Annotated in this window: 12 protein-coding genes; all 12 read left to right on the forward strand. The window is 47.1% G+C overall.

The genetic code is table 11. The features are described from left to right. Positions 1–32 precede the first annotated feature (32 nt). Positions 33–530, forward strand: coding sequence for a redoxin domain-containing protein (locus LDL18_RS07150; RefSeq protein ID WP_296508225.1), 498 nt, complete (start codon positions 33–35; stop codon positions 528–530). A gap of 187 nt (positions 531–717) precedes the next feature. Then, entirely contained in the window at positions 718–1623 is a 906-nt protein-coding gene (locus LDL18_RS07155) for a helix-turn-helix transcriptional regulator (protein WP_296508202.1), read from the forward strand. Positions 1624–1807: 184 nt separating this feature from the next. Beyond that, entirely contained in the window at positions 1808–2875 is a 1068-nt protein-coding gene (locus tag LDL18_RS07160) for a tetratricopeptide repeat protein (protein ID WP_296508204.1), read from the forward strand. A gap of 82 nt (positions 2876–2957) precedes the next feature. Further along, positions 2958–3920 carry a tRNA lysidine(34) synthetase TilS gene (tilS, locus tag LDL18_RS07165; protein ID WP_296508206.1) on the forward strand — a complete coding sequence of 321 codons (963 nt, stop codon included), beginning with the start codon at positions 2958–2960 and terminating at the stop codon, positions 3918–3920. A gap of 146 nt (positions 3921–4066) precedes the next feature. Then, the gene (gene ftsH, locus LDL18_RS07170) at positions 4067–6055 is read left to right on the forward strand and encodes an ATP-dependent zinc metalloprotease FtsH (RefSeq protein WP_296508208.1); all 1989 of its coding nucleotides are present in this window, start codon (positions 4067–4069) and stop codon (positions 6053–6055) included. A 126-nt stretch (positions 6056–6181) separates the two neighbouring features. After that, positions 6182–6589, forward strand: coding sequence for a hypothetical protein (locus LDL18_RS07175; protein ID WP_296508210.1), 408 nt, complete (start codon positions 6182–6184; stop codon positions 6587–6589). A gap of 50 nt (positions 6590–6639) precedes the next feature. Beyond that, a complete protein-coding gene (locus LDL18_RS07180) occupies positions 6640–7926 on the forward strand; it encodes a glutamate-5-semialdehyde dehydrogenase (protein ID WP_296508212.1) in 1287 nt (428 codons plus the stop codon). A gap of 57 nt (positions 7927–7983) precedes the next feature. Further along, positions 7984–8619 (forward strand): nicotinate-nucleotide adenylyltransferase, encoded by a 636-nt coding sequence (locus tag LDL18_RS07185; RefSeq protein WP_296508214.1) that lies wholly within the window; start codon positions 7984–7986, stop codon positions 8617–8619. Between the two features lie 8 nt (positions 8620–8627). Beyond that, positions 8628–9029, forward strand: coding sequence for a ribosome silencing factor (rsfS, locus tag LDL18_RS07190; RefSeq protein WP_014849276.1), 402 nt, complete (start codon positions 8628–8630; stop codon positions 9027–9029). A gap of 71 nt (positions 9030–9100) precedes the next feature. Then, positions 9101–9529, forward strand: a complete 429-nt coding sequence (locus tag LDL18_RS07195; protein ID WP_296508217.1) for a 23S rRNA (pseudouridine(1915)-N(3))-methyltransferase RlmH — start codon at positions 9101–9103, stop codon at positions 9527–9529. Further along, positions 9529–10716 (forward strand): peptidoglycan DD-metalloendopeptidase family protein, encoded by a 1188-nt coding sequence (locus LDL18_RS07200; protein ID WP_296508219.1) that lies wholly within the window; start codon positions 9529–9531, stop codon positions 10714–10716. The genes LDL18_RS07195 and LDL18_RS07200 overlap by 1 nt, the downstream gene beginning before the upstream one ends. A 139-nt stretch (positions 10717–10855) precedes the next feature. Then, positions 10856–11601 (forward strand): S41 family peptidase (locus tag LDL18_RS07205; RefSeq protein ID WP_296508222.1); only part of this gene is annotated, 746 nt, incomplete at its 3' end.

The following is an 11601-nucleotide window of genomic DNA, read 5'->3' on the forward strand; positions in this document are numbered from 1 at the left end:
CATCTCATTTAGCTACCTCTATTCTTTGCGGTCTGTTTTTCATGACGCAAGGAATAGCAGCCCATGCCACGCTTTCTATGGGATTCCACGCACCTCCCTTTGAGGCGTCAGGTATGATGATGGGGCTGCCTTTTCATTTCAGTCTGGATCAGGCTTTGAAAAATACGCCTGTCATTCTCTATTTTTCAGCGGCGGGATCTGATCTCGGTTGTCGGGAGGATTCCCAGATTTTGGTAAAGTCAGCGCCCAAATTGCGAGCGCAGGGGGCTTTTTTAATTGCCTTTTCTCTTAGCGACCAATCGCCTGCTGTTTTGAAAAATTGCCGCGTTCCATTGCCCATAGCGATAGCGGATCGATCAGTCGCCAAATTATATGCGATTAACTATCCGCTTTCACCCATGCAGAATACGACTTATGTTATCGCACCCGATCGGCGAATATTATTAACCTATGTGTCGTCTGATCCGGCAAACCACATGGCCAAGGCGATGGAAACGATACAAAACTGGCAGAAATCAAACCGTCGATAGCCATAATTATCTGCCTTTTTTATTAAAAAGAAGCCATATTTTTAACCAGAAACCATGCCTTCATCATGGTTTAAAATAGATTTAATTTTTGGTTCATTTAATATTACTTTTCATTTCGCTAGTTTAAGGCCAACTGATTACGTATTCGGTATAAAAGTGAACCAAGATTAGGAGATCGGGGAGTTTAATGAAGGGCGAAGACTATAATGATAAAGCGGATAACCAGCAGGCCATTCATCCAAAAGCGGCGGATGAAAATATCGGGGATATTTTAAAAAAAGCCCGCCACGCCAAAAAAATGACCTTAGAAGAAGTGTCCCGACAAACCCGCATTCCTATTCGCCATTTAAAATCGATTGAAGCCAATTCGACCGAAGGTTTACCTGCCACGACCTATAGTGCTGGTTTTGTTAAATCATATGCCCAGCTATTGGATTTGGATGGTACCGAAATGGCTGCCCGTTTTCGGGAAACAATGGGCGAAGCGACCCGTCAACAACCGATGATTGAGCCTTATGCTCCTGCCGACCCTACCCGTGTGCCGCCATTACGTCTGATTATCCCCTGTTTGATTGCAGCAGTCGTGATTATCATCGGCGGCATTATTTGGAACCGCCATCATGTCGATGCGTCCCTTTACAGCCAGAACCCATCATCCAGTCTTGGTAATATCGATACTGACAGTAACTCGACCTCTGGCAATATAGCCGAAATCAAACAGAGCCAAGCTATTGCCGCCAGCACCGATCTTCCCAGTAAAGTTATGCTGACGGCTATAAAACCCGTCAAAATACAGATTTATGATGGCAAAGCGGAATCAGTTTTCATTGAAAAAACACTTGAAGCTGGTGAACATGTTTCCGTGCCGGAGACGCTCAAAAATCCGATGCTTGAAACCCGTCATCCTGAATTATTGACTATTACGGTTGCGAACAAAGCCCTGCCGGCCTCCCTCTTACCGAAAAGACATGTAAAAGATTTCAGCCTTTTGGAAAGTAACCTGTTGATGAAGGCTTCTAATGTTTCAAAGCCGACAGTTGCGGTATCAAAAGCACCTTCTTCTCCAGCACTTTCCAATAATGATGACTTATAAAAAATTATTACGGCAAAGAATACGGACAAGCCCCAGATATTGACGCCGTTTCGGCTTGGTGCTTTTGTTTTCTTCAAGGGTCAGGTGATGTCTTTTTATGGAATGTTCATCACCACTCATCTAAACAGGCTGTGCTTTGCCCATTATTCCGTTAAGATATGTCCGCAACTAAGCGGTTTTACGCATGGATAGCATGGAATTAAAAATGAAATTACACCGTAAACTGCTTCTTATCTGTCTGTCTTCCAGCTTTATAACCGCTCCGCTTTTGGCGGCCGCCGCAGATAACCAAAGCCAACAGATTGAACAACTGCAACGGCAAATGCGGGCTGTTCAGCGGAAAATTTTTCCCGATGGTAAAAGCCATGAGATTGTAGCGCCGGAAGTGGCTGCCCCTGTGGCCTCTGTTCAGCCGCAGCCGACAGAAAATACCTCGGTAACAACGGAATTAGGCGCGCGGATAGATTCACTGGAACAATCCATGACCCAGTTGACGGCGCAATCCGAAGAAAACAGCCACCGCCTGCGCCAGATGGAACAGCAATTCGAAAATTTCAAAACCGAAATGCAATCCCGTCTAACCTCACCGGCAGAAGCGGGCGTGACGGGTGACACCGATCCAGTCAATATGGGTCAGGCAGCAACCTCCCCAGCTTCGGCAAATGCCAAGACTGCCAAGCCCCTTCCCCCGAAAGAGGTCGCCGCAGAGAAGCCGACTGTTACCAAAGATGTCCCGTCGTCTGACAAGAAAACCGCCGTTGCAACAGCGGCACCGCTATCAAAAGCCACGCCTGACAAAGCTGCCGCCCCGAAATCTGTTACAGCCTTGATTAGCGAAAATGCCGAACCGAATAGCGACCCAGCCGAACAGGTTTATTTGGCCGGATATAAATTATGGAATGATAAACGCTATCCCGAAGCGGAAACGGTTTTAAAATCCTTTATTTCCAAATATCCGAGCCATTCTCGCGCTAGTTATGCCCGCAATTTATTAGGCCGCGCCTATCTTGATTCAGGAGAACCGGCACAGGCCGCAGAAACATTTTATTCCAATTATCAATCGATTCCCCAAGGCGCACGTGCCCCAGACAGCCTGTATTTTTTGGGGCAATCTCTGATGGCTTTAAAACCGGCAAGACCGAAAGATGCTTGTAAGGTTTATGCTGAATTGTTGGATGTCTATGGCAACAAGGTCAACGATTCATTGAAAGACCGCATTGAGAAAGCGCAGGCACAGGCCAAATGCCGCTAAGGCTTTCCTTTTTCGGCTAGGGAATAAAACGCTATTTTGATTTCGGGAGTTTCTGGTGAAAGGTGAATTAAGAAGTCTCTTGTTGCCTGAGCTTCGTCTTTTTAACGAAGCCATCAAGGGAATTTTATCTTCGCCTTTATCTGGAAAGCTAGGCATTGCAGTATCTGGTGGCAGTGATAGCCTTGCTCTGTTACTTTTGGGGGCGTTAAGCGATTTTCCAGTAGAGGCGGTCACAGTCGATCACGGGATGCGCCCAGAAGCGGCTGAAGAAGCCCGTTTTGTTGCCCAAATTTGCCAACAAATTGGCGTTCCCCATCAAATATTGACAACCAAGGTCGAAGCCAACGGCGAAGGGATGCAAGCTGCTGCCCGTATCCGGCGCTATGCTTTGATGGCAGAATGGGCAAGAGAAAAAAATGTCGGTGCTTTGATGACCGCCCATCATGCCGACGATCAGGCCGAAACTTTTCTGATGAGGGCAGCGAGAGGCAGCGGTCTTAACGGATTAGCGGCGATCCGGCCTGACGTTGTTATCACGGCAGAGGGACAAAAATTACGCCTGTTACGGCCATTATTGGGATTTACCCGATCCGCATTGGCAGAGATTGTTGAAAAGGCCGGTTTTACCTTTGTCAGCGATCCGTCCAATGACAATCCGCATTATGACCGCACCCATTTTAGAAGATTGTTGAAAGCCTCGCCTTGGATCAATCGCCAACATATTGCCGAAGCGGCACGTTATTGTCAGCAATCGGAAGAAGCCATTGAATGGATAACCGCCAAAGAGGCCGCCGCCCGTATCCGAAAGAAAGGTGAAGTCCTTTATCTTGATCCAACCGAGCTACCGATCGAAATTCTGCGGCGTTTGGTGTTGCGCGCTATGGAAAGAATAACAGGAAAGACGACATTAAGAGGCTCTGCTTTGTCACGTTTTATCCGCTCTTTACAGCAGGGTAAAAAAGTGATGCTGGTTGATGTTATTGGCCAAGGGGGAGAATATTGGCGTTTTTATAGGGCACCACCGCGCAAAAAAGCCGTTTTATAACATAAGATTGAAATTTGGGTCATTGTTATCAGCGCAACAACGCTTATGTTGAGGATATTAGAGGCGCCGGTCGTCTTCAGTCTTTATTAAAAAGCGCTGTTGTATGATCCTTTAAACAGGGAGCTTCCCTGCCGGACAGATGTCCGATGAAAGGCTTAATATACTATATGGCTATGAACGACAATAATAAGACCCCCCAAGACCCGCAGGCTAATAACTGGATGAAAACGCTTCTTATTGGAGGCGGCATCATCGCTGCGATGACTTTGGCGGTCACTTTTTTTGATGGCAATGGTGGACGTGACCATAATACGACCAGTGTCGCCTATTCAGAATTTCTGAATCGGGTTGATAATAATGGCGTAAAAGACGTTACGATCGGACATGATGAATTAAGCGGTCATTTTACCGATAACGCCGCCTTCAAAACGGTGGCACCGAGTGATCCTTTGCTGGTTCAGCGCTTGCAAAGCAAAAATGTCACTTTCAGAGCCTTGCCGGAAGATACTGTTAGCTTTTGGCAGATTTTATTGTCGCAATTTCTGTTGCCTTTCATTCTGTTTGTCGGTTTGGGCTTTCTTTTTGTTCGCCAGATGCAAAAAAATGGCGGCGGTGGCGCCATGGGATTCGGAAAATCCCGCGCGCGCTTGCTGACTGAAAAACAAGGCCGCGTCACTTTCAAAGATATTGCCGGTATTGAAGAAGCCCGCGAAGAACTGGAAGAAATCGTCGATTTTCTGAAAGACCCGACCCGTTTTTCTCGTTTGGGTGGCAAAATTCCAAAAGGCGCTTTGCTGGTAGGCCCTCCGGGAACGGGTAAGACCTTGCTTGCCCGTGCGATTGCGGGTGAAGCCGGCGTGCCTTTCTTCTCGATTTCTGGTTCTGACTTTGTTGAAATGTTTGTCGGTGTCGGTGCCAGCCGTGTCCGTGACATGTTCGAACAGGCTAAAAAAAATGCCCCTTGCATCATCTTCATTGATGAAATTGATGCAGTCGGACGGCATCGCGGTGCCGGTCTGGGTAACGGTAATGACGAACGAGAACAGACTTTGAACCAGCTTTTGGTTGAAATGGATGGTTTCGAAGCCAATGAAGGAATCATTATCTTGGCGGCAACGAACCGCCCCGATGTGCTTGATCCGGCTTTGTTGCGCCCCGGTCGTTTCGACAGACAGGTTATTGTTCCGCGTCCCGATATCGAAGGTCGCCTGAAAATTCTTCAGGTGCATATGAAAAAAACGCCTTTGGCACCGGATGTTGACGTTAGAACGATTGCCCGAGGCACGCCCGGCTTTTCTGGTGCCGATCTTGCCAATATCGTCAATGAAGCGGCTTTGTTGGCTGCCCGTAAGGGTAAGCGTTTGGTCGCGATGAGCGAATTTGAAGAAGCCAAAGATAAAGTCATGATGGGGGCAGAACGTCGCTCTGTCATCATGACCGAAGAAGAAAAACGGTCAACCGCCTATCACGAAGCCGGACATGCTTTGGTCTCTTTGCATATTTCGGGATGTGACCCACTGCATAAAGTCACCGTTATTCCGCGCGGTCGGGCTTTGGGTGTGACTTGGAATTTGCCGGAACGCGATCAGCTTTCGATCAACATCAAACAGATGAAAGCCAGATTGGCTTTGTGCTTTGGTGGTCGAATTGCCGAACAGCTTGTTTATGGTGAAGATTCACTGAATACCGGTGCTTCCAATGATATTCAGCAAGCCACCGATATGGCACGGGCAATGGTGACCGAATATGGTATGTCGCCCAAACTGGGCTGGTTGCGTTATCGCGAAAATCAGGATGAAGTCTTTTTGGGTCACAGCGTTTCACGCTCTCAGAATATTTCGGAAGAAACTGCCAAAATTATCGATCAGGAAGTCAGAGTCTTGGTAGAAGAAGGCGAAAGCCGCGCCCGTCAGGTCTTGACCGAGCATATTGATGAGCTGCATCGTTTAGCCAACGCGCTGATTGAATACGAGACCTTGAGCGGTGAAGAAGCCAAGCGTGCTATCGCCGGTGAGAAGATCACGACGATTGAGGTCAAACCGCAGGTAACAATCCCGCTTTCTGGTGGCGCGTCAGGTGTCCCGAAAAGCCCGCCTTTCAATGGCTGGGGTAATGCAGCACCGCAGGGCGCTTAACCGAAATAGCCTCTTTAAAATTTTCACCAATGAGAAAGCCTGCTTCCCTTAAAAGAAGCAGGCTTTTTTGCAAAAAACTATTTTTCACATCCCTTTTTGCCCATTTTATTCTATAGAAGATGAACTATGCGCTTGATTTTTTCCTTGCCCGTGATGGCGGCAATGTTGTCGTCGTCGTCTTTGGTCGCCGCCGATGTGCCTAATGTCGCGGCATCCTCTGTGATGAGCGTCCAGCAATTTTTAAACAAAGCCAAACATCTGAAAGAAAAAGGGCCTTTTGCCCTGCTGTCCCCTGATTTTGATTTACTGAGTCATGTCGGGGAAGCGGCTGATGACGCATGGAAGGCGCAGCTTAAACATAGCCCGAAGCCAGCCTGCCCCCCATCGACTGATATTTCTATCAAAGACAAAGATTTCATGGCTTTCATGAAGGCAATCCCGAAAGAAGATAGAGATCATATTTCGGTGAATGAAGCCTATATTCAGGGGATGAACAAGCGTTATCCTTGTAATGAATCCTCAAAGCATTCCTGAATTTTTTAAATAAATTGAAGTCTGATAAAGACCTTGGCGGAAGTGATACAATGACTGGCAATAAGATAGATCAAGCCACCCCGACAGAAATGATGGAAGGCATGGCGAAAAAAGCACGCCTTGCCAGTCAGATTTTAGCGCAGGCTCCGACTGCGCAAAAAGCCGAGGCTTTGATCGCGACTGCCGATGCTATTCGCCGTCATTCGGTGGATATTTTGGCAGCGAATGCCCAAGATGTGGCAACAGCCGAAAGTAATCAATCTTCCTCTGCGATGATTGATCGCTTGCGTCTGACCGAAGCAAGGCTTGAGAATATAGCTTTGGCTTTAGAAGTTATTGCCCATCTGGAAGATCCGGTGGGTCAGATTATTGATAAACGGATGCGCCCTAACGGGCTGGAATTAACCCGTATTCGGGTTCCTATTGGCGTTATTGGTATCATTTATGAAAGTCGCCCTAATGTGACGATTGATGCCGCCGCTCTGACTTTAATGTCTGGTAATGCCGCAATTTTGCGCGGTGGTTCCGAGGCAATCCATAGCAACAAAGCGCTTTATCAAACCATGCGTGAAGGCTTGAAAAAAACCGGATTACCAGAAGAGGCGATTCAACTGGTATCGACAACGGATAGAGCCTTGGTCGGGGCGATGTTAACAGCAAGCGGCTTGATTGATCTCGTTATTCCGCGCGGTGGAAAATCCTTGGTCGCCCGTGTGCAGCAAGATGCGCGTGTGCCGGTCTTGGCGCATTTGGACGGCATCAATCATAGTTATGTTCATAAAGAAGCCGATCCTGAAAAAGTCGAAAAAGTGATCGTCAATGCCAAAATGAGGCGCACAGGCATTTGTGGCGCAACCGAAACGGTATTGATTGATCGCGATTATCCGGTCGAAAAGGTAAAATCACTGCTTCAAGCCCTTCATAAGGCTGGTTGTGAAATTCGCGGGACAGAAGAAATCCAAAAAATTGACCCTGAAGCCAAAGCCGTTTCAGAAGAAGATTGGGGCACCGAATATCAGGATGCCATTTTATCAGTCCGCTTTGTCGATAATATGGATGAGGCCTTGTCCCATATCGCCCGTTATAGTTCCAGTCATACGGATGCCATTTTGACCGAAAATCGCGAGGTAGCAGAAAAATTTCTATCTAGTGTCGATTCCGCTATTGTGATGTGGAATGCCTCGACCCAGTTTGCCGATGGGGGCGAGTTTGGTTTGGGTGCCGAAATCGGTATTGCCACCGGACGTATCCATGCAAGAGGCCCTGTCGCCCTTGAAGGTTTGACCAGCTATAAATGGCAGGTACGCGGGACAGGTCAAATTCGGCCTGTGGCATAAGATACGGCTTTGATTAGGTCTTTATTGTTCAATTCGTGAAAACGGGCTTTTGCCTCGATGAAAAAATTAACCGGTTTACTGGGCGGATCTTTTAATCCAGCACATAAAGGCCATCGCTATATTTCGCTCTGGGCTAAAAAATCTTTGGCTCTTGATGAAATATGGTGGATGGTTTCGCCCGGTAACCCGTTAAAATCGCATACTTCTGATATGGCTTCTCTGCCGCATCGTTTTGCCTCTGCCCATCATATCGCCCGTCGCAGTCCGATCAGAGTGACCGCGATTGAGCGTGAGTTGAACTGTCGTTTTACCGTCGATACTCTGCGGCGATTGATCCATCGCTATCCTAATCGCCGTTTTATCTGGCTGATGGGGATGGATAATTTAAAGCAATTTCAAAAATGGAAAAACTGGCAAGAGATTGCACGCATGGTTGTGATTGCGGTCATTGCCCGTCCGAGTTATGATAACAGAGTTCACGCCGTGAGGGCGATGGGCTGGCTGCGGCGATTTGTCCGACCCGCATGCCGTTCACGTTATTGGACTGATTGGAGGCCGCCGGCACTTGTCTTATTGCGCTTTCGTCCTGACCCTTCTTCTGCAACAGCCACGCGGGCAATCCGTCCTGACTGGTATGCAGCTTACTCAGGCAAAGCCTTACGAGATGCCGTTACAGGGCGACCCATCAGCTAGGAGGTAAATTGCCTGCCCCTTCTTCTCCCCGAAAAAATCAAACGTCTTTTGATCCGGAAATGTTATTAAAACTGGTTACTGATTCATTGGATGATGATCAGGCCTTGGAAATCGTTACGATTCCTTTGGCTGGAAAATCCAGCATTGCCGATTATATGGTAATAGCCAGCGGACGGTCATCCCGTCAGGTAACGGCGATGGCTCAGAAATTGGCTGACCGCATTAAAGCCGCTACCGGCTATGTTTCCAAGATAGAAGGTTTGCCTGCGGCTGACTGGGTCTTGTTGGATGCCGGAGATATTATTATCCATCTCTTCCGTCCTGAAGTCCGCAGTTTTTATAACCTCGAAAGAATGTGGGGCTTTGGTGATGAATCAGACCAGCCAGTTTCACAATCTGTTTTGTCATAATGATATTTTAAAATTATCTTTTAAAAAATTGTGACAATATCCCTATTAACCTGTGGTCAGAAAAGAAGGCCATGAAAATTCATATCATTGCCAGAGGACGCATTGGCCGATCGCCGGAAGGCGAACTGGTAGAACGCTATATGAAGCGGCTTTCATGGCCTTACCGGATCACTGAATTGCCTGATCGTGCGAGTAATGCGCCCTTACCTCCTGCACCGCCCCATTCAATAACGGTGGCAATGGATGAAAAGGGAAAAACTTGGCGGTCGATGGAATTCGCCCAGAAAATAGGCCATTGGCAAGAGGAAGGCCGATCGGAAATTCGTTTTCTGATTGGAGCTGCCGATGGTTTACGTGACGAAGAGCGCGCAGCCGCCGATATGTATTTTGCCTTTGGCGCGGCGACATGGCCTCACATGTTGGCGCGGGCGATGTTGGCTGAGCAATTATGGCGCGCTAGTGCGATTTTGTCCGGTCATCCTTACCATCGTGAAGGATAATGTCAGAGGCAGGTCGTAACAACCGAAACAGCCGATATTTTTTGGCTTTTTGCCTTTGGTTAGGTTGTTTTGACCTGAATATAGGAAAAGCCGGTGCGGCTGTTATCGAGACCACTGACACCGGCATTTCATCCTATCGAGCGTTATTGAATGCCCGAAAACAGGCGGGGCTTTTAAAAGAAGAAGCCGTTTTAGCCAAAAAAGAATCCCAAAATTTTCTATTAAAGGCGCTGCCTTTTGCTGCCGATATCCAAAGACTTCAAAAACAGATTGATAGAGAAAAAACGGTTCTCTCCAAAATAGAAACCCAACGCCAAGCACAGCAGTCAGAACTGGCTAGACAGCGAACGCCTTTAACGAAATTGGCAGCGGCCTTGGAAAGAATGGCGCGCTATCCCTTTCTTATGATTTTTATTCAGCCAGATAATATCGCCGATATTGTCCATTTACGGGAAATTATCGCGGCATCCCGCCCTGTTATTCAACAAAAATCGATAAGCGTCGTAAAACGGATTGCTGTCATTAACAGCCTGTATCAACAGCAAAAGCAGGTTATTGATCGTATCAAAAAAGATCAAAATAGCTTGGAAGAAAAACGGCAATATTTCCTCGCCCTTGCCCATAATGGTCAAGAACAGGCGGAAACCTGGCTATCTCAAGCGATGTATCAGGAAGATGCGGCTATTGCAGCCGAACAGACATTAAAAGAAAATGGCGGAAAGAGAAGAAAAGCGCTCCCGCCTAAAAATTTTTGCCCCTTCCCGCTTGCTGATTGGCATATGCCAGTTAATGGTTGGATTAGCCCGAATAGCGATGCAGAAGCGCTTTATCTTGTCGTCGACAAAAATGCCGAAATATATGCGCCGCAATCGGGTATTGTTCTTTATGCCGGAGATTTCAGGAGTTATAAGCAAGTCGTCATTATCAGACATAAAGACGGCTATATATCTTTGTTAACTGGTCTTGATAAAAGTGCCGTAAAAACAAATCAGCCTATCGAAGCAAGGCAACTTGTCGGTTATACCGCAGGTCATCCATCGGAAATTGGCTTTCAGATAAGGCATCATGACGAGACTGTGGCTTTATGGCCTGATATCAAGGAAGCCATCAGACAAAATAACCGACCGACTTGCAATTTTTTGGGCGAGCCTGCACAAGAAAATAATATAAAAGAAAAAATGCCATAATAAAGGCCTTGTCATCAACCCGAATTTACCCCCTTTTTACGAAATGCCGTTTAAGCTGACGAAACAATCAGCCAGATTTTAACGACAAAAATGGGCGATATTCTGCAATGCCTGCCATGGATGGACAAAGTAAAGACTGATGAAAATAAAGAAATTACGGCTTCCCCTTCTCATGGCTTTGGCCAGCACGGGTATGTTGATTCCGGCGCTCACCTCTTCCATGGCAGCGGTCGATAGCCAGAATAAAGATACCTATCATCAGCTTGACCAGTTTATGAGAGTCTTTGAACAGGTCAAAAGCAGCTATGTCGATAAGGTTGATGACCAAAAATTGATCCAAGGGGCGATTGACGGGATGCTGTCCAATCTTGACCCCCATAGTTCTTATATGAATGCCCATCAATTCGCGAATATCAAAACCCAAGCCGATGGGAATTATGGTGGTTTAGGGCTAACCGTGATGGCGCAGGATGGTATTTTAAAAGTCATCAGCCCGATGAAAGATACCCCGTCATGGCGTGCTGGTTTAAAAGCGGGCGATTATATTACCCATATTGATGGCCAGTTTATTTATGGCTCCAATATTGATGACTCGGTTTCTAAAATGCGAGGAAAACCCGGAACATCGGTCAAATTAACCGTCGTTCGCCCCGGTCGTGACAAAGAATTTGATGTCACTTTGACCCGCGAAATTATTCAGGTTCAGTCCGTAAAATGGGCAGTGACCAATCATATCGGGGTGATTACAGTCAGTTCTTTCTCGCATAATGTTGGGGCAGATGTCACCAAGGCCATCGCCGATATTGAAAAACAGAATAAAGGCGCACCCTTAGGCTATATTCTCGATTTGCGTTCTAACCCCGGGGGATTATTGGATCAGGCAGT

Source organism: Zymomonas sp. (assembly GCF_020216885.1).
GTDB lineage: Bacteria > Pseudomonadota > Alphaproteobacteria > Sphingomonadales > Sphingomonadaceae > Zymomonas.

What these genes read in the sequence shown, in the direction of transcription:
- LDL18_RS07195 (WP_296508217.1), top strand. Translation starts at nt 9,101, where the DNA reads ATGAAAATTCATATCATTGCCAGAGGACGCATTGGCCGATCGCCGGAA.
- ftsH (WP_296508208.1), top strand. Translation starts at nt 4,067, where the DNA reads ATGAAAGGCTTAATATACTATATGGCTATGAACGACAATAATAAGACC.
- LDL18_RS07155 (WP_296508202.1), top strand. Translation starts at nt 718, where the DNA reads ATGAAGGGCGAAGACTATAATGATAAAGCGGATAACCAGCAGGCCATT.
- LDL18_RS07200 (WP_296508219.1), top strand. Translation starts at nt 9,529, where the DNA reads ATGTCAGAGGCAGGTCGTAACAACCGAAACAGCCGATATTTTTTGGCT.
- LDL18_RS07180 (WP_296508212.1), top strand. Translation starts at nt 6,640, where the DNA reads ATGACTGGCAATAAGATAGATCAAGCCACCCCGACAGAAATGATGGAA.
- LDL18_RS07175 (WP_296508210.1), top strand. Translation starts at nt 6,182, where the DNA reads ATGCGCTTGATTTTTTCCTTGCCCGTGATGGCGGCAATGTTGTCGTCG.
- LDL18_RS07160 (WP_296508204.1), top strand. Translation starts at nt 1,808, where the DNA reads ATGGATAGCATGGAATTAAAAATGAAATTACACCGTAAACTGCTTCTT.
- LDL18_RS07185 (WP_296508214.1), top strand. Translation starts at nt 7,984, where the DNA reads ATGAAAAAATTAACCGGTTTACTGGGCGGATCTTTTAATCCAGCACAT.